20 protein-coding genes, 1 tRNA gene and 3 rRNA genes are annotated in these 25,976 nt (G+C 44.6%); 13 read left to right on the plus strand and 11 right to left on the minus strand.

Annotation, left to right across the window (positions count from 1 at the left end; all coding sequences use genetic code 11):
* Positions 1-42: 42 nt before the first annotated feature.
* The 9 genes from DXZ23_RS11860 to bioA all read right to left on the minus strand — a co-directional run bounded on the left by DXZ23_RS11860 (position 43) and on the right by bioA (position 7,475).
* A complete protein-coding gene (locus DXZ23_RS11860) occupies positions 43-993 on the minus strand; it encodes a beta-ketoacyl-ACP synthase III (RefSeq protein ID WP_017805598.1) in 951 nt (316 codons plus the stop codon).
* A 33-nt stretch (positions 994-1,026) separates the two neighbouring features.
* Complete coding sequence (gene plsX / locus DXZ23_RS11865) at positions 1,027-2,058, minus strand: phosphate acyltransferase PlsX (RefSeq protein WP_017805599.1); 1,032 nt, start codon at positions 2,056-2,058, stop codon at positions 1,027-1,029.
* A 22-nt stretch (positions 2,059-2,080) separates the two neighbouring features.
* Positions 2,081-2,251, minus strand: coding sequence for a 50S ribosomal protein L32 (gene rpmF, locus DXZ23_RS11870; protein ID WP_005544470.1), 171 nt, complete (start codon positions 2,249-2,251; stop codon positions 2,081-2,083).
* A 17-nt stretch (positions 2,252-2,268) separates the two neighbouring features.
* On the minus strand, positions 2,269-2,793 hold the full coding sequence (yceD, locus tag DXZ23_RS11875) for a 23S rRNA accumulation protein YceD (RefSeq protein WP_017805600.1): 525 nt from the start codon (positions 2,791-2,793) through the stop codon (positions 2,269-2,271).
* 83 nt (positions 2,794-2,876) lie between these two features.
* Positions 2,877-3,524: a dethiobiotin synthase gene (gene bioD / locus DXZ23_RS11880; protein WP_021723765.1), complete on the minus strand. Its 648-nt coding sequence runs from the start codon at positions 3,522-3,524 to the stop codon at positions 2,877-2,879.
* Positions 3,525-3,533: 9 nt separating this feature from the next.
* On the minus strand, positions 3,534-4,295 hold the full coding sequence (bioC, locus tag DXZ23_RS11885; RefSeq protein ID WP_017805602.1) for a malonyl-ACP O-methyltransferase BioC: 762 nt from the start codon (positions 4,293-4,295) through the stop codon (positions 3,534-3,536).
* Positions 4,295-5,005, minus strand: coding sequence for a DUF452 family protein (locus tag DXZ23_RS11890; RefSeq protein WP_026138476.1), 711 nt, complete (start codon positions 5,003-5,005; stop codon positions 4,295-4,297). The genes bioC and DXZ23_RS11890 overlap by 1 nt, the downstream gene beginning before the upstream one ends.
* A gap of 15 nt (positions 5,006-5,020) precedes the next feature.
* A complete protein-coding gene (gene bioF, locus DXZ23_RS11895; RefSeq protein ID WP_017805604.1) occupies positions 5,021-6,193 on the minus strand; it encodes an 8-amino-7-oxononanoate synthase in 1,173 nt (390 codons plus the stop codon).
* Positions 6,186-7,475, minus strand: a complete 1,290-nt coding sequence (bioA, locus tag DXZ23_RS11900; RefSeq protein WP_017805605.1) for an adenosylmethionine--8-amino-7-oxononanoate transaminase — start codon at positions 7,473-7,475, stop codon at positions 6,186-6,188. The genes bioF and bioA overlap by 8 nt, the downstream gene beginning before the upstream one ends.
* A gap of 295 nt (positions 7,476-7,770) precedes the next feature.
* On the opposite strand from bioA, the gene DXZ23_RS11905 reads away from it, so the two are divergent.
* From DXZ23_RS11905 to DXZ23_RS11925, 4 genes are all read left to right on the plus strand, one after another.
* Positions 7,771-8,718: an IS110 family transposase gene (locus tag DXZ23_RS11905; protein WP_172457181.1), complete on the plus strand. Its 948-nt coding sequence runs from the start codon at positions 7,771-7,773 to the stop codon at positions 8,716-8,718.
* Between the two features lie 256 nt (positions 8,719-8,974).
* Positions 8,975-9,862 carry an archaetidylserine decarboxylase gene (gene asd, locus DXZ23_RS11915; RefSeq protein ID WP_017805608.1) on the plus strand — a complete coding sequence of 296 codons (888 nt, stop codon included), beginning with the start codon at positions 8,975-8,977 and terminating at the stop codon, positions 9,860-9,862.
* Between the two features lie 58 nt (positions 9,863-9,920).
* Complete coding sequence (bamJ, locus tag DXZ23_RS11920) at positions 9,921-10,553, plus strand: BamJ family beta-barrel-assembly machinery protein (protein WP_017805609.1); 633 nt, start codon at positions 9,921-9,923, stop codon at positions 10,551-10,553.
* A 149-nt stretch (positions 10,554-10,702) separates the two neighbouring features.
* Complete coding sequence (locus DXZ23_RS11925) at positions 10,703-11,353, plus strand: IS1595-like element ISHpa1 family transposase (RefSeq protein WP_017805439.1); 651 nt, start codon at positions 10,703-10,705, stop codon at positions 11,351-11,353.
* Between the two features lie 140 nt (positions 11,354-11,493).
* On the opposite strand, the gene gap is transcribed toward DXZ23_RS11925, so the two are convergent.
* Both gap and DXZ23_RS11935 read right to left on the minus strand, forming a co-directional pair.
* The gene (gene gap / locus DXZ23_RS11930; RefSeq protein ID WP_017807541.1) at positions 11,494-12,498 is read right to left on the minus strand and encodes a type I glyceraldehyde-3-phosphate dehydrogenase; all 1,005 of its coding nucleotides are present in this window, start codon (positions 12,496-12,498) and stop codon (positions 11,494-11,496) included.
* A 238-nt stretch (positions 12,499-12,736) separates the two neighbouring features.
* A protein-coding gene (locus tag DXZ23_RS11935) for an IS3 family transposase (protein ID WP_114995485.1) occupies positions 12,737-14,076 on the minus strand; the annotation gives its coding sequence in 2 pieces (ribosomal slippage) (positions 12,737-13,626 and positions 13,626-14,076; 1,341 coding nt in all).
* 137 nt (positions 14,077-14,213) lie between these two features.
* Between DXZ23_RS11935 and gmk the strand changes: the two genes are divergently transcribed.
* From gmk to rrf, 9 genes are all read left to right on the plus strand, one after another.
* Entirely contained in the window at positions 14,214-14,840 is a 627-nt protein-coding gene (gene gmk / locus DXZ23_RS11940; RefSeq protein WP_017805613.1) for a guanylate kinase, read from the plus strand.
* Between the two features lie 66 nt (positions 14,841-14,906).
* Positions 14,907-15,173: a DNA-directed RNA polymerase subunit omega gene (gene rpoZ, locus DXZ23_RS11945; RefSeq protein ID WP_017805614.1), complete on the plus strand. Its 267-nt coding sequence runs from the start codon at positions 14,907-14,909 to the stop codon at positions 15,171-15,173.
* Positions 15,174-15,245: 72 nt separating this feature from the next.
* Positions 15,246-17,369: a bifunctional GTP diphosphokinase/guanosine-3',5'-bis pyrophosphate 3'-pyrophosphohydrolase gene (gene spoT, locus DXZ23_RS11950; protein WP_017805615.1), complete on the plus strand. Its 2,124-nt coding sequence runs from the start codon at positions 15,246-15,248 to the stop codon at positions 17,367-17,369.
* 12 nt (positions 17,370-17,381) lie between these two features.
* A complete protein-coding gene (gene recG, locus DXZ23_RS11955) occupies positions 17,382-19,463 on the plus strand; it encodes an ATP-dependent DNA helicase RecG (protein ID WP_017805616.1) in 2,082 nt (693 codons plus the stop codon).
* 75 nt (positions 19,464-19,538) lie between these two features.
* Entirely contained in the window at positions 19,539-20,327 is a 789-nt protein-coding gene (gene murI / locus DXZ23_RS11960) for a glutamate racemase (protein WP_017805617.1), read from the plus strand.
* A 383-nt stretch (positions 20,328-20,710) separates the two neighbouring features.
* Positions 20,711-22,251, plus strand: a 16S ribosomal RNA gene (locus DXZ23_RS11965).
* Between the two features lie 161 nt (positions 22,252-22,412).
* A tRNA-Glu gene (locus DXZ23_RS11970) sits at positions 22,413-22,488 on the plus strand.
* Positions 22,489-22,700: 212 nt separating this feature from the next.
* Positions 22,701-25,701 (plus strand): 23S ribosomal RNA (locus tag DXZ23_RS11975).
* A gap of 88 nt (positions 25,702-25,789) precedes the next feature.
* Positions 25,790-25,905 (plus strand): 5S ribosomal RNA (gene rrf / locus DXZ23_RS11980).
* Together the 16S, 23S and 5S rRNA genes with 1 tRNA gene alongside form the textbook arrangement of a ribosomal RNA operon.
* Positions 25,906-25,976 lie beyond the last annotated feature (71 nt).

Here is a 25,976-nt window from a genome sequence, read left to right on the forward strand (position 1 = left end):
TTTATCCTATTTTTTATGGAATTGCTATTCTAGCAAATAAAGTTAAAAACGAACCAGTGCTGAACCCCAAGTCCAACCACCGCCAAAGGCTTCTAATAATAACAGTTGTCCGCGTTGAATACGCCCATCTCGCACCGCTTCATCAAGGGCAGTTGGCACGGTCGCCGCACTGGTGTTGCCATAACGATCGAGCGTGATCACCACTTGCGACATTTCCATTTCTAATTTTTTTGCTGTGGCACTGATAATGCGTAAATTGGCTTGATGTGGCACGAGCCAGTCGAGATCTTTTTTGTCTAATTGATTTTTGGCTAGGGTTTCTTCCACCACATTGGCTAATTGGCTCACCGCTAATTTAAAAGTGGCATTGCCTTGCATTGAAATATAGCCAGACTGCTCATCACCACGTTGTGCCTGTGGAAGTAGCAAGGCGTTTTCGGTATCTGGGGAAGCGTGTAAATGGGTTGAAATCACACCGCACTTTTCACTGGCTTCTAAAATCACTGCACCAGCCCCGTCGCCAAACAGCACCACTGTGCTACGATCGGTTTCGTCAAGATGACGAGAATTTAAATCCGCCCCAATCACCAGTGCCTTTTTCACTTGCCCCGTGCGTACAAATTGATCCGCAACGGATAAGGCATAAACAAAGCCTGTGCAAGCTGCGGCGACATCAAAGGAAATCGCGTCTTGAATGTCAAGAAGCCCTTGAATTTGGCACGCGGCACTCGGGTAAGAATGGGAATTAGTGGTTGTTCCCACCACGATAAGATCGATGTCTTGGGGATCAATCTCTGCCATTTCTAAGGCTTTTCGTGCGGCATTCGCTCCCATTGTTGCGACAGTTTCATCAGCTGCGGCAATACGGCGTTCTTTAATGCCCGAACGTGTGGTGATCCACTCATCAGAGGTGTCCACCATTTTTTCTAAATCGGCGTTGGTTCTTATTTTTTCTGGTGCATAGCTACCAGTGGCTAAAATTCTACTATACATAACAATGTCTAATGATTAATAAATTGAAAGCGACTATTTTTGTAAGCCAGCTAAGATCTTAGCGGGAATTTGCTGTCTTGCCTGCTGTGCAGCATCGGCAATGGCATAAGCAAACCCTTCAATATTGGCACTGCCGTGGCTTTTCACAACAACAGCAGTTAAGCCAATTAATGAAGCGCCATTGTATTGATCTGGGTTAATTTGTTTCAAGCATTGATAACTTCCTTTCAACAAGAATGTGTGCACAAACCAACGCAAAATCGGTTTTAAAATATGATTTGTTTTATTCAATGTGGGACTGCCTTTGAATAAAGAAATCACATTCTTTGCTGCGCCCTCTAAGGTTTTTAATGCCACGTTGCCTACAAAGCCATCATTCACAATAACGTCCGCTTTGCCATTGAGCAACAAATCCCCCTCAATAAAACCGATGTAATTTAAAGTCGGATTTTGTTTCAGCATTTCTGCAGCATCACGAATTGATTTGTACCCTTTGATTTCTTCAATCCCGATATTTAATAATGCAATGCGTGGAAACACTAGATCAAGGCAATTTTCGGCAAAAATCGCCCCCATCAAGGCAAATTGATACAAATTTTCCGCACTGCACTCAATATTTGCCCCGAGATCTAACATTACTGAACGATCGCCATTGATGGTTGGGATCGCGGAGATCAACGCGGGGCGTGCAATGCCTTTTAAGGGCTGTAATAAAATTTTGGCAAGCCCCATTAAAACTGCCGTATTCCCCGCACTCACACAAGCTTGTGCCTCGCCTTTTTGCACCGCTTCAATGGCTAAACGCATTGACGAGCCTTTGCTATTGCGTAAGGCATAAGTAAAATCTTGATGATTATCAATCACTTTGGAGCAATGGCACAGCTTAATGCGATTCTGAATGCTTTGTGGTGTATTTTCTAATAATGGAAGAATTTGCTGGCTGTCACCAAACAATAAAAGAGAAAGCATCGGATCTTGTTCCAACGCTTTTATTGATGCGGGGATAGTAATACGGGGACCAATGTCCCCGCCCATCACATCTAACGCAAGGGTTAGACGGCTCAAGTGCTTACCTTATAAAAAGTAATTACTTGTTGATCACTTTACGACCACGGTAATAACCGTCAGCAGTAACGTGATGACGTAAATGGGTTTCGCCACTTGCTTTATCTACTGATACAGCAGCAGTAGTTAAGGCATCGTGTGAACGACGCATATCACGACGTGAACGAGATTTTTTATTTTGTTGAACAGCCATTGGCTATACTCCTAAATTTACTTTTGCTTTAAACTAGCTAATACAGCGAACGGGTTCGGTTTTTTTGCCAATTCTTCAGGCAATTCGCCAAAAACCTGTTCAGCCACGGACACTTCACAGTGTTCAGATGAATGCATCGGCACAATAGGCAGACATAACATGAGTTCATCTTCAACGGTTGCCAACAAATCAATTTCGCCAAATTGATTAAACTCAATAGGTTCATAAATTTCTGGTAACGCGTCAGCTTGATCCAAATTAGAAACTGGGCTATATGCAAATTCCGCTTCTAAAACTTGTGTGAAAGGCTTATCACAACGCTGGCAAATAAGTTCCACCTCTACGCTGGCTTTGCCTTTCATTACAACTAATTTTTGAGGATCAATGAAAAATGATAATGTTACCTGTGCATCGCTGAGCACTTTCTCCACTGATTCTGCCAAACGCGTTAATTGGTTGATCGCATAGTAGCCATCATAATCCAATCGACGTTGAGCATCTTTCACTGGATCGGTTGTAATGGGTAATTTTACCTTTTTCATAGGGCGTGAATATTACCTTTTGATGTGCAATTAGTCAAAGGAAATTCGCTTTTTTTCTGCGAAAAACTCGAATTTCTCCTTTGCTAACCTTGTTCCTGTTTTTCCAACACAAGAAATTTCCCTTGCGGAAAATACTGATGAAAATAATTTTTCAAATAACGCTCGGTTTCCCGATTAATGGTTTCATCGGCAAGGGGATAGCGGTTATAAATCAAGGCGTGTAGCGGGATTGCATATTGCTGACAAGCCAATAAACTCAACAGGGTATGATTAATGCTCCCCAATTTCCCTGATGTTACCAAGATCAGCGAGTATTGTTGTTGTGCCACATAATCGAGGGTGGTGTGTTGTTCATCATAAGGCACGCACAACCCGCCCGCGCCCTCGAGTAGCACATAATCGTAACGCTCAGCAAGCTGTGCGGTGGCTTGCTGAATAAGTGCGGTGCGAATTTCACGGGTTTCTAAACGAGCGGCTAAATGGGGCGAGCAAGGATAACGAAACAAATAGGGGCAAGTTAGCCCTTGATGATCTTCGGGCAGTAAATCAATGCCTTGCAATTTACGGTGTTGCACGATGTCATCTGAGATGTTTTCACAGCCCGTTTGGATCATTTTTTGCGTGATCACGGAAAAGCCTTGCTCCGCGAGTTTTTTCGCATACCAACCTGTGGCAATGGTTTTGCCTATGTCCGTATCAATGCCCGATACAAATAACACTTGTCCTGCCATTTTTCCTCTCTAGCTTAATTTCTGTGCCAATATAAAAACAGGCTGATAACTCAACCGCACTTTACCTTGCTCATTTTGATATTGCTGTTGATAATCCACGATAAATTGTTGCAGTTGCCCTTTTGTCCAACGCCCCTGCCCCGTTCCCGTTACCCCCGTTGCTTTAAGATGTTGCAATACCGCAAGGGGAGAGGAAAAATAGAGCGATATTCCCTGCTGAAACAATGCCTTAACCTCAAAATCTGCACGCAACCATTCTTGCCATTGTGCGAGGCTGGGATAGTCCAATCCTACACCCGTTAAATGGCGAATTTCTGCCAAATTTTGTTCGGCAAACGTGCTGATTAATAACTGCCCTTGCGGTTTTAGTAAGCCCGCACATTTTTGCACAAAGCCTTGCGGATTGGCAAACCACTGCACGACCGAGGCAGAGGCGATAAGATCATAATGGTGCGGAAAAGGATAGCTTTCCCCATCGCCCTGATAAAAGGTAAAATTGCCCTGTGGCAACAAGGCGTTAAGCTGGCTGGTTACCTCACACAAATCATTGAATGCCCAATGTTTTACTTGCAAATGCTCAATCAGCAATCGGCTTAAATGCCCTGTGCCGCAGCCGATTTCTAACACTCGCTCAAATGCGGTTTCCCCACTTTGTAATAGCAAAGCGAGCAGTTGCTGATTAATGCGCTGCTGGGCTTGGGCTTGGCTGTCGTAGGTCGGCAAGGCTTGGGTGAAGCATTGTGCGACACGAGATTTATCCACCTTATTCATCAAAATAATTCAGTCCAGTGTTGAAATGCGGTGAATGGATAATGAGGCAAGGCTAAGGTTTGTAGAGAAAATTCAGCCTCATTTTGCACCGCACTTTTATTTGTTATGCGTTGCTCTTCGGCGATATGCACTCGCTCCGCTTGGTAGGCTTGCCAAAAGCTAAGCTGATTTTGTACGGGGAAAATGCGATCCTTTTCGCCCACAATAGCTTTTGTCCATTGTATTGATCTTTGCCGCCCCTGAGTTTGTTGCATAGCGTGATAAAGTGCGGTCAATTCTGAATGCACTTTTTGCCAATCGCGTTGCTCCGCCAATTTTTGATAATGCTGAAAAATGTCGCTATCACCGCACATTCTGCGTTGAAATTTGGTTAAATTACGTTCATTAAGTTGTTCTAGCGTTCCAACAAACACCGCTTGCGGAATACCCATTTCGTCATCACAAGGTTTTCCCGTGCCGTTAATGGCTGTGGCACTGATGAGAGGCAGTTGTCCCATCACTTGTTCCGCCACCCATACGCCCATTGACCACGCCACAAGGCGGATTTGCTGATAGGCGGAAAGATCCTGCTCAAAATGCAGATCTTGATAGTCATAGCACAATAATAAATCTGTGTTTTCGGGCAAGGTTAAATGTCCCACCGCACTGGCAGGCGTTCCCCAGCCGGCAAAATAAAGGATTAGCTGTTTGTTATTTTCTGCCGTTTTAATCAATGTGGTTTGCATTTATTGCTGAAATTCCTGTAACAAAGTGAGAAAAGCGTCCACTTCTTGCTCGCTCATATCCGCCGTTAAAGAAAGGCGGATTCGCGATGTGCCTTGTGGCACAGTTGGCGGACGAATCGGCAAGCAATAATAGCCCTGTTGTTGCAAGGCTTGGGCGGTGGCAACGGTTTTTTGATTATCACCGATAATATAAGGGATAATACCGCTTTCACTCAGAATCGATTGGGCTAAATTCTCGCGAAAAAAGCACCGCACTTTTTCGCTTATCTGATGTAAATGTTGGCGACGCGTAGCAAAGTGTGGGAGTTTTTCAAACAGAAATGCCGTCCACGCAACGCATATCGGTGGCAAAGCGGTAGAAAAAATCAGCGGTCGCATTTTGTTGATTAAGTAATCTTTTAGCAGTTGATCGCACACCACATACGCTCCCATTGAAGCGAGGGCTTTGCCAAAGGTGCCAACTAAAAAATCGATCTCTTGCACACAACCTTGCTGTTCCGCAATGCCTAATCCCGTGTCGCCATAAGCCCCGATGGCGTGGGCCTCGTCCACATAAAGCATCACATTGCCAAAGCGATGTTTTAACGCTACAAGCTGGCGTAAATCTACCACATCACCGTCCATACTGAAAATGCTTTCGGTAACGATGATCATTCGTTGGTAATGGGCTTGATGTTTTGTTAATAAGGTTTCTAAGTGATTGAAATCATTATGCCGATAGCGAACAAAATCCGCCTCGCTCAAACGAATGCCGTCAATGATACTGGCGTGAACCAGTTTATCCGCCACGATTAGGGTTTTCTTATTTGCCACCGCAGGCAAAATGCCGATGTTGGCGTGATAGCCACTATTAAACAGCAAGCACGCCTCACGTCCAAATCGGCTTGCCATTAGGCTTTCGAGCTGTTCGTAAATGGCGAAAGATCCCGTGAGTAACCTTGAGGAAGAGGAAGTAAAGTGCGGTAGGTTTTCGCCATAGTTTTTTAAAAATTCGCTTTTCAATGCGTCATCATTGGCAAGACCTAAATAATCATTAGAGGACATATTGAGCATTGTACGTCCGTCTTTGACGATCATTTTGCCTTGATGATCTAACTGGGGAAGCTGACGAAACTGCCCAATCGCCTTGAGTTCTGCCAGTGTTTGTGCAAAATCAGCGAGATGATTATTCATTGTAAACCTCTTTGAGTACTGCCAATAAGCCTTGCGTGAGCTGGCTGAGCTGGGTTGCCGAAATAATAAAAGGAGGCATAATATACACCAAATGCCCGAAAGGGCGTAGCCAAATGCCTTTTTCGACAAATTTTGGCTGTAAAATGTTCAAATTCACAGGTTCTTTCATTTCTAACACGCCAATCGCCCCCAGAACACGCACCTCTTTCACCGCCTTGAAGGATTTTGCAGGGGCAAGTTCCATTTTTAATTGTTGCTCAATGCGTTGTACATTGCCTTGCCAATCACTTTCTAACAAAAGATCAATGGACGCACAAGCAATGGCACAAGCCAGTGGATTACCCATAAAAGTTGGTCCGTGCATAAAACATTTTGCTTCGCCGTTACAAATGGTTTCTGCTATGTGAGCGGTGGTAATAGTGGCAGAAAGGGTTAAATAACCGCCTGTGAGGGCTTTGCCTAAGCACATAATATCAGGCTTGATATTGGTGTATTCGGTGGCAAATAATTTCCCTGTTCGCCCGAAGCCCGTGGCGATTTCATCAAAAATCAGCAATACGCCATATTCATCACACAAGGTGCGGGCTTTTTCCAAATAAGTCGGCGAATAAAAATACATTCCGCCTGCCCCTTGCACAATGGGCTCTAAAATTAAGGCAGCAATTTCACCGCTCTTTTCGGCGAGTAAATCCTTTAATGGCTGAATATCTGCCTCTTGCCATTGTCCGTCAAAAGGGGTTTTAGGCTGTGGGAGGAAATACTGCACGGGCAAGCCTTTCGCAAATAGGCTGTGCATACCCGTGATCGGATCGCACACCGACATTGCGTGCCAAGTGTCGCCGTGGTAGCCCGAACGAATGGTGGCAAACTTGTAACGCTCGCTTTCCCCTTTAGCTTGCTGATATTGCACCGCCATTTTCATCGCCACTTCTACCGCCACAGAACCGCTATCGGCGAAGAAAATTTTGTCTAGCCCTTGAGGTAATAATTTCACCAAGCGAGAAGCCAATTCACCAGCGGGATCGTGGGTAAAACCGCCAAACATAATATGGCTCATTTTATCCAGTTGATCCTTCGCCGCTTGGTTCAATTTCGGGTGATTATAACCGTGTAACGCCGCCCACCAAGAAGACATTCCGTCAATCAGCCACTTGCCATTTTTCAACGTGATTTCCACCCCGTCCGCACGCTCCACCGCAAACATCGGTGCATTACTATTCAGACATGAATAAGGGTGCCAGATGTGGTTTTTGTCGATATTGAGGAGGGTTTGTTCTTGCATTTTTAACCTGTTATTCCTGCAAACTTTAGGGAGAACGATGTATTCGCCCGCATCTCATATCATTTTTTGTAGGGACGGACCTACGTGTCCGTCCGTAATAATCATTAATTTTTTGGGTGCACACATAGGTGCACCCCTTGTATATTAAAATTAATATAAAATAGCAACAAAACCCCGTTATCTGCATCTCGCGTCCGCCCCAGGCAACAAACCGAGTTGTAGCAATGAGAGCAGATAACATTTCACCAAAAAACCGAACAGTTGCCAGACTTAAACCCGAATGCAAGGCAGGTTAATGATGAATGAACAAACTTATTGTGGTATTGATGTTGCTAAACGTCATTTCGTCATTGGGCTTTCTACCCAAAAACGAACAAAAACCGAAACCAACAACCCGAAAGGGATTGCACATACCATTGAGTATTTACGTCGTTTCAGTGTGGACTTAATTGTCCTTGAAAGCACCGGTAGGCTTGAACTCCCATTAGCTAAAGCACTCCACCGCACAGGCTTTCGTGTGGTGATTGCCAACCCGCGACAAACCAATCAGTTTGCGATGTCGCAGTCACTAGCAAAAACCGACAATAAAGACGCCAAAATGTTGGCTTTTTACGCCCAAATGCTCGCAATGCGTGATAATGTAGCACAGCAGCTTTACATACCACCCACTCCCGAGCAGGAACAGCTTGAAGCCCTTGTTTCACGCCGTAATCAGCTTGTTGAAATGCGTTTTGCGGAGAAAAACCGCCTTGAACAAGTTCATTCCACACAAGTATTCAGTGTTGAACAGCATATCGACTATCTCAGCCTGCGTATTGATGAGCTGGATAGGGAAATCGAACAGCATCTCAAACATTTTGACGATACAATAAAAAAGTTTAAAGACATCAAAGGGTTGGGTACACAAACAATAGCCGTTTTGATGTCAATGTTGCCTGAGTTAGGTCAATACACACATAAACAAATCGCTTCACTTGTTGGTGTTGCACCCCATCCTAAAGAAAGTGGCAACACCAAATGGAAAAGCCGCTGTTCAGGTGGTCGCAAAGCCGTACGAAATGCACTGTATATGGCAACATTTGTTTGTGTGCGTTTTGAGCCTAAACTCAAACAATTTTACGAACGCTTACGTGCTAATGGTAAGGCGTTCAAAGTGGCGATTAACGCCTGTATGCGTAAGCTTCTCACCATTTTAAATGCGATTGTCCGCGATGACTCGCAATGGGACGCTCACGCACTTTAATTAACGAATTTGTATTTTTGCTTTTTAGCGGAATACAGTTGCTATACCTATCATTTTATCGTAGGGACGAACCAGTGTGTCCGTCCGTATATCATTATCCGCTTTACGGGCAAATACATAGGTCGCCCTACGCCTTTCTAATTGAAAACGAACACTACCCCCATTCTTTTGATAAATCAAGGCAAAATCCGCATATCGTTGCACAAGTAGGATAAGTTGATATAATCGCCCTTCCATTTTAACAAAGGAAAACCTTATGACATTAAAAACGCAAATGCCTTTAACGTATTGGCAACGTGTAAAAGTGGCCTTTCAATATGTAATGCCGCAACTTTATTTAACCCAGCTGGCAGGTTGGTTTGCAAAGCAGAGTTGGGGCGTGGTAACCCATTTTGTTATCAAATTATTTGCCAAAAAATACCAAGTGAATATGCAAGAGGCGGCAAAACCTAATTTTAACGATTATGCCACCTTTAATGAATTTTTTATCCGCCCATTAGCGGACGGTGCAAGAAAAATCGATGAAAATCCGACCGCACTTTGCTTGCCTGCTGATGGTTGCATCAGCCAGTTAGGGCATATTGATAATGATCGTTTGTTACAAGCTAAAGGACAGGATTTTAGCCTCGCTGATTTGCTTGCTAATGACGAAGAATTAGTTGAGGCCTTTAAAAATGGTGAGTTCGCCACCACTTACCTTTCACCACGCGACTATCACCGTGTACATATGCCTTGCGATGGCACATTACGCAAAATGATTTATGTGCCGGGCGTGCTTTTTTCCGTGAACCCGTTCTTAGCGGAGCATATTCCCAATTTATTTGCTCGCAATGAACGCGTGATTTGTGTGTTTGATACCGAATTTGGACAAATGGTACAAATTTTAGTGGGGGCAACCATCACAGCGAGCATTAGTACACAATGGGCGGGGGTGATTAATCCACCACGAGCCAATGAAGTAAAAGTGTGGACGTACGAGGGCGATAACGCGGTGAAATTAGCCAAAGGGCAAGAAATGGGCGCGTTTCAACTTGGCTCAACGGTGATTAACTTATTCCAAGCGGATAAAATCACCCTCGCGGAACAGTTAGCCGTTGATGTGCCTGTGCATATGGGAGAAGTGTTGGGCTATAAAAAGCACTAATGGCTTAACTCCAACATCGTCGCGATAAAATTTATTTATTCAATAAAAGGAAAAAACAATGTCAGAACAATTTTTTAATCAAGTGTCTTTAGATGATGTTTCTGCTAAAGGTGGCTATGGTATCGGTTTACAAATCGGTCAGCAATTAGTCGAAAGCAAATTAGCCGTTAAAGCAGAAGCGGTTGCGAAAGGGATTTTTGACGCATTAAATCAAAACCCGCCTGCGATTGATTTCAACGAAGTCAGCCAAGCATTACAACAACTTCAACAAGAGGCTGCCGAAGCCGCTAAAGCTCAATTTAAGCAGATTGAGGAAGCAGGCAAAGCCTATTTAGCCGAGAACGCAAAAAAAGACGGCGTAAAAGTTACCGATTCGGGCTTGCAATATGAAGTGCTAGTGGAAGGTAACGGCAAAATTCCAAGCAAACAAGATCAAGTACACGTTCACTACACAGGAACATTGCCAGACGGCACGGTATTCGACAGCTCCGTGCAACGCGGTCAGCCAGCGGAATTCCCAGTAAGTGGCGTAATCCCAGGTTGGGTTGAAGCCCTTTCAATGATGCCAGTTGGCTCAAAATGGAAACTCACCATTCCTCATAACCTCGCCTACGGCGAACGCGGTGCTGGTGCATCAATCCCACCATTTAGCACATTAGTGTTTGAAGTGGAATTGTTGGATATTCTTTAATTTATTTTCTTCATAAAAAAGACCTAACCTATTGTTAGGTCTTTTTGAACAGCGTTATTTTAAAATAATACTGAATCATACCATTTTGCTATATTATTGGGGCTGTCCTAGATAACAACTAAAAAATCTATTTAGGTTAGAATGAACCAATGAGAAAAAGTCGTCTAAGTCAGCACAAACAAAATAAACTCATTGAGCTATTTGTTGCAGGTGTTACTGCAAGGACAGCAGCAGAGTTAGTCAATGTAAACAAAACGACTGCCGCATATTACTTTCATCGTTTATGCCAACTCATCTATCAAAACAGCCTTCACTTAGAGATGTTTGAAGGTGAAATTGAAGCCGATGAAAGTTATTTTGGCGGTGCTCGCAAAGGCAAACGTGGTCGTGGTGCGGCAGGGAAAATTGCGGTATTCGGGCTTCTCAAGCGCAATGGCAAGGTTTATACCGTTGCGGTTCCAAATACGCAATCTGCCACCTTGTTACCCATTATTCGGGAGCAGGTAAAGCCTGATAGTATTGTTTACACCGATAATTATCGTAGTTATGACGTGCTTGATGTGAGTGAATTTAGTCATTTTCGTATCAATCACAGCACACATTTTGCTGAAAATCATAACCACATTAACGGAATTGAGAATTTTTGGAGCCAAGCAAAACGCCATTTACGAAAATTTAATGGTATCCCAAAAGCGCATTTTGAGCTTTATTTAAAGGAATGTGAATGGCGTTTTAATTACAGCAACATAAAAAGTCAAATTTCTATTTTAAAACAATTGGTTAAAGGGAGTTTAGTCTAGTTATCTAGGACAGCCCCATATTATTTATACAGACTTTGGCTTGTTGCTTTGTTTTATTTTGTATTTTATAAGACGAGTAAAAATTCAAGAAATAAAAAACCGCACTTTAAAAGTGCGGTTTAATTTTAAAAAGGTTTTTCTTAGCCTTTGTAGTTGTGAATGTGTGCTACTAAATCTAATACTTTGTTTGAATAACCTGTTTCGTTATCGTACCAAGAAACCAATTTAACGAAAGTATCAGTTAATGCGATACCAGCTTCTTTATCAAATACAGAAGTAAATGCACAACCGTTGAAGTCTGTTGATACTACGGCATCTTCAGTATAGCCTAAAACGCCTTTCATTTCGTTTTCAGAGGCACGTTTGATTTCTGCACAGATTTCATCATAAGTTGCTGGTTTTTCAAGATTTACAGTTAAATCAACTACAGAAACGTTTGGTGTAGGAACACGGAACGCCATACCTGTTAATTTACCGTTTAATGCAGGGATTACTTTACCTACTGCTTTTGCTGCACCTGTTGAAGATGGGATAATGTTTTGTGCCGCACCGCGACCACCACGCCAGTCTTTTGCTGATGGGCCATCAACGGTTTTTTGCGTTGCAGTTGTTGCGTGAACAGTTGTCATTAAACCGTCTTTGATACCCCATTTGTCGTTAATTACTTTTGCTAATGGTGCTAAACAGTTTGTTGTACAAGATGCGTTTGAAACGATGTCTTGACCTGCATAAGTATCAAAGTTTACGCCGTTTACGAACATTGGAGTCGCATCTTTAGAAGGACCAGTTAAAACAACTTTTTTTGCACCAGCTTCAATGTGTTTGCGAGCAGTTTCATCTGTTAAGAAGATACCAGTTGCTTCAACAGCGATATCAACACCGATTTCATTCCATTTAAGGTTTGCAGGATCACGCTCAGAAGTTACACGGATTGTTTTACCGTTCACCACTAAATGACCGTCTTTCACTTCAACAGTGCCATCGAAACAGCCGTGAGTTGAATCATATTTCAACATATATGCCATATATTCAACATCGATTAAATCGTTGATGCCTACTACTTCGATGTCATCACGTTGTTGTGCTGCACGGAATACGATACGACCGATACGGCCGAAACCATTGATACCAATTTTAATTGCCATAAGTTTTTCACCTATAATTTAAGTTAAACAAAACGGTTACGTGTCATAGAAATCATTTCTATTTATCGTCGGCGGGATTATAGCACGCTTTTTTTACTGGATGAAACTAACTCGTGCGAAAACAGCAAAACATTTTGTGATCTACATCAAACTTTGGGGCTTCTATTGCCTTGAGAATTGGGGGTTTTTGTAGGCTAAAAAACTGCCTCAAAAAATGATCTGCCCCCAAAAAGTTAGACTATATTCTAATTTCATTCAAGGACTGAGTTCTGTATTCCACAGGGCTTAGTCCTTTGAGCTTCACTTGAATACGCTCATTGTCGTAGTAATGAATGTACTCGTGAATCACTTTTTCAAGCTGTTCAAAGGTTTCAAACCGCTTGCCAAAGTAACATTCCGTCTTCAATCGCCCGAAAAAGCTTTCCATCGCACCATTATCAAGGCAATTGCCTTTTCTCGACATACTTTGCGTAATACCGTGTTTTTTCAATATCTCCCGATAACCCATCATTTGATACTGCCATCCTTGGTCGGAATGCAGTATCGGTTTTTCCCCCGCTAATCGGTTCACCGCCTGGGTCAACATTCTAGTTATCTGCTCAAAATTCGGACTTCTCGCCACATCATAAGCAATAATTTCGTTATTAAACAAGTCTTTAATCGGCGATAAATACACTTTGCCTTCCGCACATTTGAACTCGGTGATATCCGTTACCCACTTCTCATTCGGCATCGTTGCCGTAAAATCCCGTTGCAACAGATTATCGGCAATGTGTCCCACTTTGCCTTGGTAAGAACGATATTTTTTCTGCTTACTTTTTCCTTTTAACCCCAAACGTTGCATTATCGCTTGCCCCCTTTTGTGGTTGATAATCAAGTATTTCCTTAATTCCAAGGTAATTCGACGATAACCATAATTTTCGTCATTTTTGCGATAAATTTCCTCTATTTTCTGTGAAATCGCTACATTTTTATCCGACTTTGGCTTGAGATGATAAAAGAACGAACTGCGTGCCAATCCGATTAGCCTGAGTAACAATTCCAACGGGAAACGCGAGCGTAAGGCATTTACGATGACGGCTTTTTCTGCATTTTTTGTTGGTTGAGTTCCTGCAACTTTTTTAGCATTGCATTCTCCGCTTCTAATTCCAAAATTCGGTAACGCAAGCGTTCTTCTTCTGTTTTGGGCGTTGGTGGCATTTTAGGTGAGTTGAGTTTCATACTTGGACGACCTTTAGGTTTGAGTAATAACCCATCTATACCTTGTTTTTCAAAGCGTTGCAACCATTGACTAATTATCCCTGAACTGGGGATATCAAAGCGAAAGCAGGCGGCTTCAGCGGAGCACTGGCCTTTTTTGATAGCTTGAATAACCTTTAATTTAAACTCAACAGAATAACATCGTTTTTTACCTAACACAGCTAATCCATTGATTCCATTATGATTAAATTTCGCAATCCAACGTGCTAACGTGCTTTGGGGAAGCTGAAAATACTGGCGAGTAAGCGAACGGTTTTTTCCATTTTGATGATAAAAGTCGAGCACTTGTTGTTTGAAACGTTGAGTATATTTAGTCATAAAAAATCTGCACCTTAATCAGTTGGTTATTTAGTCCAACTTTTGGGGTGCAGATCAAACACCGCACTTTATTAATGATTTTTTGCGGATTTGTCGGCATAATTGTCCTTATTAAGTTGAAAGAAGAAGGATAACGTATGAGCCAAGGTAATCTCTATATCATTTCGGCCCCGAGTGGAGCGGGCAAATCTTCGCTGATTGCGGCGTTGTTAGAAAAAAATACAGGGCGAGAAATGAAAGTGTCGGTATCACATACCACACGTTCGCCACGTCCTGGGGAGGTGGACGGCGTGCATTATCATTTCGTTAGCGTGGACGAATTTGAGCGTTTGATCGAGCAGGAAGCCTTTTTAGAATATGCCAAAGTGTTTGGCGGTAATTATTATGGCACATCGTTACCGACCATTGAAAAAAGCCTCGCACAAGGCATTGACGTGTTTTTGGATATTGATTGGCAAGGGGCTCAGCAAATTCGCCGTAAAGTGCCGACGGTGAAAAGCATTTTTATTTTGCCGCCCTCTGTCGAGGAATTGGAACGCCGTTTAGTGGGGCGTGGGCAAGATAGTGCGGAGGTGATCGCCGATAGAATGGCAAAAGCCACCAGTGAAATGTCCCATTATGATAAATATGATTATGTGATTATCAATGATGACTTTGAGCAAGCGATCGCCGATCTGCAACATATTTTGCGTGCCGAATGCCTAACCACGCGTTATCAGCAATCGCAAAATCTCGCTTTAATTCATCAATTACTGGCAAAATAATTGACATTTTAGTATCATTAATCCCCTTATATTCAAGAATAATGTTTAATTAACTGGAGTAAATTTATGGCTCATGTAACAGTGCAAGATGCGGTAGAGCAAATTGGTAACCGTTTTGATTTAATTTTAACCGCGGCTCGCCGTGCAAGAGAGTTGCAATTACATTTGCGTGAACCTTTAGTCCCAGAAGATAATGACAAGCCAACGGTTATCGCATTGCGTGAAATCGAAAAAGGCTTAATCAACAACGAGATTATGAACGCACACGAACGTCAAGATATGCTAGAGCAAGAAATGCAACAGCATCACGCCGTGTCGTTATTATCCTCTTAATGTCAAAGTGCGGTCATTTTTTGTTTCATTTTTATCAGTAGCCATAAAAGTTGAAGAAAAGTTAGGTGTCCCTTGTACTTATTTGAACGTTTAGAACGCATAATCCAAGGCTATTTACCGCCTGAGCAAATTGAATTAGTCAGACGTGCTTTTGTCATCGCAAGAGATGCTCACGAAGGGCAATCTCGCTCAAGCGGGGAACCTTACATCACGCACCCCGTTGCCGTTGCGTCCATTATTGCGGAAATGCGATTGGATCACGAAGCGGTAATGGCTGCCTTGTTGCACGATGTGATTGAGGATACCCCTTACACCGAAGAGCAATTAAAACAGGAATTTGGTGCAAGTGTGGCGGAGATCGTAGAGGGCGTTTCTAAACTAGATAAGCTAAAATTCCGCACCCGCCAAGAGGCACAGGTAGAAAACTTCCGCAAAATGATCCTCGCGATGACGAAAGACATTCGCGTTGTGCTAATCAAATTGGCTGACCGCACCCATAATATGCGAACCCTCGGGGCGTTGCGTCCCGATAAACGCCGCCGTATCGCGAAAGAAACCCTTGAAATTTATGCCCCATTAGCCCATCGTTTAGGGATCGAACATATCAAAAATGAATTGGAAGATCTTGGCTTTGAAGCAATGCACCCACAGCGTTATGCGGTGTTGCAAAAAGTGATCCAAATCGCACGCGGAAATCGAAAAGATATGATCGAACGCATTGCGGCGGAGATCAAAGGGCGTTTAAATGACATCGGCATTGAAGCCCGTGTGTTTGGACGAGAAAAGCATCTCTATGCCATTTATCAGAAAATGCGGTTGAAAGATCAGCAATTCCATTCGATTATGGATATTTACGCATTCCGCACGGTGGTGAAAGAGGTGGATACGTGCTATCGTGTACTTGGGCAAATGCACAATTTATATAAACCGCGTCCAGGGCGAGTTAAAGATTATATCGCCGTACCGAAAGCCAATGGTTATCAGTCGTTGCATACCTCTATGATTGGGCCTCATGGCGTGCCGGTGGAAGTGCAAATCCGTACGGAAGAAATGGATCAAATGGCAGAAATGGGGGTTGCGGCACATTGGGCATATAAACAAGGTGGCAAAAATGACAGCACCACCGCACAAATTCGTGCTCAGCGTTGGCTACAAAGTTTGATTGAGCTTCAACAAAGTGCGGGCAATTCCTTTGAATTTATTGAAAGTGTCAAATCAGAATTTTTTCCGAAAGAAATTTATGTTTTCACGCCAAAAGGACGCATTGTTGAACTCCCAGTGGGGGCAACGCCTGTGGATTTCGCCTATGCCGTGCATTCTGATATTGGCAGTGCTTGCGTTGCTGCGAATGTGGATCGCAAGCCTTATCCGCTTTCTCAGCCGTTGCAGTCAGGACAAACCATTGAAATTATCACCGCACCGACAGCACAGCCTGATGTGGGCTGGTTGAATTTTGTGGTAACCGCGAAAGCACGCACAAATATTCGCCACGCGTTGAAAAGCTTGCGTTCAGATACGGCGATTTTGTTGGGGAAACGCCAGCTTATTAACGCATTATTACCGCATAATTTAGCGGACATTGCCCCGCAACGCATTACCGATTTATTGAATGAGCTAAAACTCAATACCTTTGAAGATTTGCTCGCGGAAATCGGGCTTGGCAATCAAATGAGTGCGGTGGTGGCATATCGCTTATTGGGTGAAAGCATTGAAATTGACACTGATGGCGATCGCAGTAATAACAAAACCTTGTTTGCTATTAATGCGAACGAGGGGCTGCTCACCACCTTTGCACAATGTTGCCACCCGATCCCGGGGGATCCCATTGTGGCTTATGCTAGCACAGGAAAAGGCTTAGTGGTGCATCACGAATCTTGTTCAAATTTACGCAATCGCAAAGACAGCCCAGAACATTACACGCCAGTAACTTGGGAGCAAAGTGATAATAAAGTGGAATTTGAAACGGAATTGCGGATCGAAATGATCAACCAGCAAGGAACGTTGCCAAATCTCACAGCCAATATTTCCGCAATGGATAGCAATATTCATAGCATTTGGACAGAAGAGCAAGACGGGCGTTTATATCAAATTGTGGTTTTGCTCACGGCAAAAGACACCCATCATTTAGGGCGAATTATGCGTAAAATTAAAACCATTCCCGGTTTTGTCAGTATTGAGCGTAACATTAACCGATAGTGGCAACCGATAATGGCTATGGACGTTTTAGGTGCAGTTCCCCTCACGACATTATCGGGCGTGGGAACAGCGATTTCAGCGAAACTCAGCCGTATTGGGATTAATAATCTGCAAGATCTGCTTTTCCATTTACCAAGCCGTTATGAAGATCGCACAAGAATTACACCCATTATCGATCTTCGCCCCGAACAATATGCCACCATTAGTGCTGTTGTGCAGCTCTGCGAAGTGCAATTTGGTCGCCGTCCGATTTTAACGGTCGTGGTGTCTGATGGTACATCGAAGCTGACCTTACGTTTTTTCAATTTCAATGCCGCAATGCGAAACAGCTTTCAAGTGGGAACGAAAGTGAAAGCCTTTGGCGAGATTAAACGAGGTCGCTTTATGGCAGAAATTCATCACCCCGAATATCAAATTCTGCGTGATGATACTCCCTTGATAATGGCGGAAACCCTCACCCCGATTTATCCCACAACGGAGGGGCTAAAACAAAATTCCTTGCGGAAGCTCACCGATCAAGCCTTGGCACTGTTAGATAAAGTGCAGTTGCCCGAAATTTTGCCTGATGAATTTAATCCTTATCCATACAGTTTGAAAGAGGCGATCCGTTTTCTACATCGTCCACCGCCAGATGTGTCGTTGGAAATGTTGGAAAAAGGGCAACACCCCGCACAAGTGCGGTTAATTTTTGAAGAGTTATTAGCACATAATTTGGCGATGCAAAAAGTGCGGTCAAATATTCAGCAGTTTTTTGTACTGCCCTTGCAATATCAAACGGATCTCAAATCACGCTTTTTACAGTGTTTACCCTTCAGCCCCACCAATGCACAACGCCGAGTGGCGCAGCATATTGAGCGGGATTTGCAAAAGCCTTATCCAATGATGCGATTAGTGCAGGGCGATGTTGGCTCAGGAAAAACCCTTGTTGCCGCGTTGGCTGCCTTGGTGGCGATTGATAATCAAAAGCAGGTGGCATTAATGGCACCAACAGAAATTTTGGCAGAACAGCATTTTGCCAATTTCCAAAATTGGTTTGGGCCTTTGAGCATCAAAGTCGGTTGGCTGGCAGGAAAAGTGAAAGGCAAGGCTCGCCAAGCGGTACTTGAACAAATGAAAGCGGGTGAAGTGCAAATGATTGTCGGCACGCACGCTCTATTTCAGCAAGATGTGGAATTTCACGATTTAGCATTGGTGATCATTGATGAACAACATCGCTTTGGCGTTCATCAGCGGCTAATGCTGCGGGAAAAAGGCGAAAAATCAGGAAATTATCCACATCAGCTGATTATGACCGCAACGCCCATTCCTCGCACTTTAGCCATGACGGTCTACGCTGATTTAGACACCTCAATTATTGATGAATTACCACCAGGCAGAACGCCGATTACCACCGTTGCGGTGTCCGAAGAACGCCGCGGAGAAATTGTAAACCGTGTGTATCACGCCTGTATGAATGAAAAACGCCAAGCCTATTGGGTGTGTACTTTAATTGACGAAAGCGAGGTCTTGGAGGCACAAGCGGCGGAGGCGATATGGGAAGATCTCAGTAAAGCACTTCCAAACTTACGCATCGGATTAGTACACGGGCGTATGAAAGCGACAGAAAAACAAGCAATTATGGCAAGTTTCAAAGCCGCCGAGTTAGATGTGTTGGTAGCAACCACCGTGATTGAAGTGGGTGTAGATGTGCCGAATGCCAGCTTGATGATTATTGAAAATGCCGAACGCCTTGGGCTATCTCAACTTCACCAGTTGCGTGGTCGAGTTGGGCGCGGAAGTACGGCATCTTTCTGTGTTTTAATGTATAAGCCTCCGCTTGGTAAGGTGTCGAAAAAACGCTTGCAAGTATTGCGTGAAAGCCAAGACGGCTTCTATATTTCGGAAAAAGATCTGGAAATTCGTGGGCCGGGGGAAGTGTTAGGCACAAAACAAACGGGCGTTGCCGAATTTAAAGTGGCGAATTTAATGCGTGATCGTAAAATGATCCCAACTGTACAACATTATGCCAGAGAAATGATCGTGAAATATCCCCAACTTTCTGAAGCTTTAATTCAGCGTTGGCTTGATGAGAAAACCATTTATTCCAATGCGTAACGCGAGCCTTTTGCTTGAGATATAGCGAGCGAAGGTATAAGATCGCCGCAACATCAATTTGATTTTCAATAATTAATGATAAATTCACCAACCATTCTTTTTTTTGACTCGGGCATCGGCGGTTTAAGTGTCTATCGCGAAGTGAAAACGCTGCTACCAAATTGCCACTATCTTTATTGCCTCGATAACGCATTTTTTCCTTATTCTGAAAAAGAAGAGCAAGCCATCATTGAACGCTGTGTTGCGATCTGTAAAAAAATTGAACAGGATTACCCGCTGGATCTCATCGTTATCGCTTGCAACACCGCAAGCACGGTCGTGTTGCCCGCATTGCGTGAGGCTTTTACCTGCCCGATTGTGGGAACAGTTCCTGCTATTAAACCCGCTGCACAAAAAACTGAAAGCGGAGTCATCGGGTTGCTTGCCACGAAAGGCACAGTGAAACGTCCTTATGTGGACAAGTTAATTCAAGATTATGCGAGTGAATGCCGAGTAAGCAAACTGGGCAGTACCGAATTAGTCAAAATGGCAGAGGAAAAATTGCAAGGTAAGCCCGTTGATCCCATTCGGCTTTTGTTAGAAATCAAAGATTGGCGAGAAGATCTGGCATTGGATACGGTTATTTTGGGGTGTACCCATTTTCCTTTCCTGAAATCAGAGCTAATGGCAAGTTTGCCTCAAGTGAAATATTTTCTTGATCCTAGCAAAGCGATAGCAAAGCGAGTAAAAGATCTTTTGGGCGAAGTAACAGGGCAAAGCACAAAACTGAATAAGGTTTATTGCACGCAAGAACAACATTTGCTACTTAATGTGTTTGAACAATTTGTGTTTAGCGAATTAAAAATCTTATCAATGGAAAAATAAAGAAACAAAGTGCGGTACAAAAACCCCCCCAAATTTAGACCGCACTTTACATTTCTTCAGCAAAAATTGGATGATAAACCCTCAGGACGTTGAGAGAATAACCAAACAACAAAAAAATGAAAAAATTTTGCAAAAAAAGACTTGCATCGATTTCAAAAATCCCTATAATACGCCGCACACAACGACGCGACGTTGTAAACAGTTTGAAAGTACACCTCGCGTCGTTCTTTTTTGCTCTTTAACAATCAATCAGACAATCTGTGTGGGCACTTGTTGAATTCTGAAAAAATTAAAGATTTATAAACAATGAGTGCGTAACTGAAATTCATCGTGATTTTAAATGAAATCACAGAGCTTTGTTAGTGTACGAATTGAGAAAGATTAAACTGAAGAGTTTGATCATGGCTCAGATTGAACGCTGGCGGCAGGCTTAACACATGCAAGTCGAACGGTAACGGGTTGAAAGCTTGCTTTCAATGCTGACGAGTGGCGGACGGGTGAGTAATGCTTGGGAATCTGGCTTATGGAGGGGGATAACCATTGGAAACGATGGCTAATACCGCATAGAATCGGAAGATTAAAGGGTGGGACTTTTTGCCACCTGCCATAAGATGAGCCCAAGTGGGATTAGGTAGTTGGTGAGGTGAAGGCTCACCAAGCCTGCGATCTCTAGCTGGTCTGAGAGGATGGCCAGCCACACTGGGACTGAGACACGGCCCAGACTCCTACGGGAGGCAGCAGTGGGGAATATTGCGCAATGGGGGGAACCCTGACGCAGCCATGCCGCGTGAATGAAGAAGGCCTTCGGGTTGTAAAGTTCTTTCGGTGGTGAGGAAGGTTGGTGTGTTAATAGCACACTGATTTGACGTTAGCCACAGAAGAAGCACCGGCTAACTCCGTGCCAGCAGCCGCGGTAATACGGAGGGTGCGAGCGTTAATCGGAATAACTGGGCTTAAAGGGCACGCAGGCGGTAAATTAAGTGAGATGTGAAATCCCCGAGCTTAACTTAGGAATTGCATTTCAGACTGGTTTACTAGAGTACTTTAGGGAGGGGTAGAATTCCACGTGTAGCGGTGAAATGCGTAGAGATGTGGAGGAATACCGAAGGCGAAGGCAGCCCCTTGGGAAGCTACTGACGCTCATGTGCGAAAGCGTGGGGAGCAAACAGGATTAGATACCCTGGTAGTCCACGCTGTAAACGCTGTCGATTTGGGGATTGGGCTTTAGGCTTGGTGCCCGTAGCTAACGTGATAAATCGACCGCCTGGGGAGTACGGCCGCAAGGTTAAAACTCAAATGAATTGACGGGGGCCCGCACAAGCGGTGGAGCATGTGGTTTAATTCGATGCAACGCGAAGAACCTTACCTACTCTTGACATCCTAAGAATCCTGTAGAGATACGGGAGTGCCTTCGGGAGCTTAGAGACAGGTGCTGCATGGCTGTCGTCAGCTCGTGTTGTGAAATGTTGGGTTAAGTCCCGCAACGAGCGCAACCCTTATCCTTTGTTGCCAGCACTTCGGGTGGGAACTCAAAGGAGACTGCCAGTGATAAACTGGAGGAAGGTGGGGATGACGTCAAGTCATCATGGCCCTTACGAGTAGGGCTACACACGTGCTACAATGGTGCATACAGAGGGAAGCGAGCCTGCGAGGGGGAGCGAATCTCAGAAAGTGCATCTAAGTCCGGATTGGAGTCTGCAACTCGACTCCATGAAGTCGGAATCGCTAGTAATCGCAAATCAGAATGTTGCGGTGAATACGTTCCCGGGCCTTGTACACACCGCCCGTCACACCATGGGAGTGGGTTGTACCAGAAGTAGATAGCTTAACCTTCGGGAGGGCGTTTACCACGGTATGATTCATGACTGGGGTGAAGTCGTAACAAGGTAACCGTAGGGGAACCTGCGGTTGGATCACCTCCTTACCAAATAGAATAGATGAGTGCTCACACAGATTGTCGTGATGGTTGTTAGACAATAAGAAGCAAAGAAAGGAATAGTGATGGTGTTGAAGAAACTAGCGATATGAGAAAATGGCTTAAAATCACACCGCACGTTAATAAAGCAGAGAGACGCTTTCTATGTTGTCCCCTTCGTCTAGAGGCCTAGGACATCGCCCTTTCACGGCGGTAACAGGGGTTCGAATCCCCTAGGGGACGCCATAGAAAGCGAATTTTTCGCGATTTGCTCTTTAACAATGTAAAAACAAGCTGAAAACTGAAGAGACTTTCAAGCTAATGAGGGAGTGGTGAGAGTAATAGAACTGCTTTCTGATTAAATTGAAAAAGTCTGAGTAAAAAGACTTACTTGAACAAAAGCAAGTAAGCGTTCTCAACGAGAGAACAACTTCGGGGAAAAATCCTTGAGGTTGTATAGTTAAGTGAGAAAGCGTACAGGGCGGATGCCTTGGCAATCAGAGGCGAAGAAGGACGTGCTAATCTGCGAAAAGCGTGGGTGAGTTGATAAGAAGCGTTTAACCCACGATGTCCGAATGGGGAAACCCGATAGGCGAAGAGCCTATCATTGCGAGGTGAATAAAATAGCCTCGTAAGGCGAACCGGGAGAACTGAAACATCTAAGTACCCCGAGGAAAAGAAATCAACCGAGATTCTGTGAGTAGCGGCGAGCGAAAGCGGAGGAGCCAGTAAGTAATAGCAGCAGAGATAGAGGAATTGTCTGGGAAGGCAAGCGACACAGGGTGATAGCCCCGTACTTAAAATCCAGGCTGTGGTACTAAGCTTACGAGAAGTAGGGCGGGACACGAGGAATCCTGTCTGAAGATGGGGGGACCATCCTCCAAGGCTAAATACTCCTGATTGACCGATAGTGAACCAGTACTGTGAAGGAAAGGCGAAAAGAACCCCGGTGAGGGGAGTGAAATAGAACCTGAAACCCTGTACGTACAAGCAGTGGGAGCCCGCAAGGGTGACTGCGTACCTTTTGTATAATGGGTCAGCGACTTATATTTTGTAGCGAGGTTAACTGAATAAGGGAGCCGAAGGGAAACCGAGTCTTAACTGGGCGTTGAGTTGCAAGGTATAGACCCGAAACCCGGTGATCTAGCCATGGGCAGGTTGAAGGTTGGGTAACACTAACTGGAGGACCGAACCGACTAATGTTGAAAAATTAGCGGATGACTTGTGGCTGGGGGTGAAAGGCCAATCAAACCGGGAGATAGCTGGTTCTCCCCGAAATCTATTTAGGTAGAGCCTTGTGTGAATACCTTTGGGGGTAGAGCACTGTTTCGGCTAGGGGCCCATCCTGGGTTACCAAACCGATGCAAACTCCGAATACCAAAGAGTAATGCACAGGAGACACACGGCGGGTGCTAACGTCCGTCGTGGAGAGGGAAACAACCCAGACCGCCAGCTAAGGTCCCAAAATCTATATTAAGTGGGAAACGAAGTGGGAAGGCTTAGACAGCTAGGATGTTGGCTTAGAAGCAGCCACCATTTAAAGAAAGCGTAATAGCTCACTAGTCGAGTCGGCCTGCACGGAAGATGTAACGGGGCTAAAATATAGTACCGAAGCTGCGGCATCAGGCGTATCACTAATACGCCTTAACGATTAACCACTTGCGAAGCAAGTGGGTAAAGCGAAAAACACGTTGAGTGTAATGGCAAAGAATCGAAGAGGGATATTAGTGATACGTCTGTTGGGTAGGGGAGCGTTGTGTAAGCGGAAGAAGGTGGTTCGAGAGGATTGCTGGACGTATCACAAGTGCGAATGCTGACATAAGTAACGATAAAACGGGTGAAAAACCCGTTCGCCGGAAGACCAAGGGTTCCTGTCCAACGTTAATCGGGGCAGGGTGAGTCGGCCCCTAAGGCGAGGCTGAAAAGCGTAGTCGATGGGAAACGGGTTAATATTCCCGTACTTGGTAAAGTTGCGATGTGGGGACGGAGAAGGTTAGGTTATCGACCTGTTGGAAATGGTCGTTTAAGTTGGTAGGTGGGTGAGTTAGGCAAATCCGGCTCACCGTTAACACTGAGAGATGATGACGAGGCACTAAGGTGCTGAAGTAACTGATACCACACTTCCAGGAAAAGCCACTAAGCTTCAGGCTTTACTAAACCGTACTGAAAACCGACACAGGTGGTCAGGTAGAGAATACTCAGGTGCTTGAGAGAACTCGGGTGAAGGAACTAGGCAAAATAGCACCGTAACTTCGGGAGAAGGTGCGCCGGCGTAGATTGTAGTGACTTGCTCACGAAGGTTGAACCGGTCGAAGATACCAGCTGGCTGCAACTGTTTATTAAAAACACAGCACTCTGCAAACACGAAAGTGGACGTATAGGGTGTGATGCCTGCCCGGTGCTGGAAGGTTAATTGATGGTGTAATCGAAAGAGAAGCTCCAGATCGAAGCCCCAGTAAACGGCGGCCGTAACTATAACGGTCCTAAGGTAGCGAAATTCCTTGTCGGGTAAGTTCCGACCTGCACGAATGGCATAATGATGGCCAGGCTGTCTCCACCCGAGACTCAGTGAAATTGAAATCGCCGTGAAGATGCGGTGTACCCGCGGCTAGACGGAAAGACCCCGTGAACCTTTACTATAGCTTGACACTGAACCTTGAATTTTGATGTGTAGGATAGGTGGGAGACTGTGAAGCGGTAACGCCAGTTATCGTGGAGTCGTTGTTGAAATACCACCCTTTAACGTTTGATGTTCTAACGAAGTGCCTGAAACGGGTACTCGGACAGTGTCTGGTGGGTAGTTTGACTGGGGCGGTCTCCTCCCAAAGAGTAACGGAGGAGCACGAAGGTTTGCTAATGACGGTCGGACATCGTCAGGTTAGTGCAATGGTATAAGCAAGCTTAACTGCGAGACAGACAAGTCGAGCAGGTGCGAAAGCAGGTCATAGTGATCCGGTGGTTCTGAATGGAAGGGCCATCGCTCAACGGATAAAAGGTACTCCGGGGATAACAGGCTGATACCGCCCAAGAGTTCATATCGACGGCGGTGTTTGGCACCTCGATGTCGGCTCATCACATCCTGGGGCTGAAGTAGGTCCCAAGGGTATGGCTGTTCGCCATTTAAAGTGGTACGCGAGCTGGGTTTAGAACGTCGTGAGACAGTTCGGTCCCTATCTGCCGTGGGCGTTGGAGAATTGAGAGGGGCTGCTCCTAGTACGAGAGGACCGGAGTGGACGCATCACTGGTGTACCAGTTGTCTCGCCAGAGGCACTGCTGGGTAGCTAAATGCGGAAGAGATAAGTGCTGAAAGCATCTAAGCACGAAACTTGCCTCAAGATGAGTTCTCCCTGACTTAAAGTCAGTAAGGGTTGTTGGAGACGACGACGTAGATAGGCTGGGTGTGTAAGCGGTGTGAGCCGTTGAGCTAACCAGTACTAATTGCCCGAGAGGCTTAACTATACAACGCTCAAGGGTTTTGGCTTGTTTTTGTTAAAGAAGTAAAGAACGAATAGAAAAGATAAAGAATGTAAAGAATTTAAAGAATTATCTTGGCGGCGAAAGTGCAGTGGACCCACCTAAATCCATGCCGAACTTAGAAGTGAAACGCTGTAACGCCGATGGTAGTGTGGGAATTTCCCATGTGAGAGTAGGACACCGCCAGGTTTTGAATAAGAAAGGACCACCTAGGAGACTAGGTGGTCTTTGTTTTTAGGGCGGAAATGGCTAGCTATTTC

The organism is Avibacterium paragallinarum (assembly GCF_900450705.1).
Classification (GTDB): Bacteria; Pseudomonadota; Gammaproteobacteria; order Enterobacterales; family Pasteurellaceae; genus Avibacterium; species Avibacterium paragallinarum.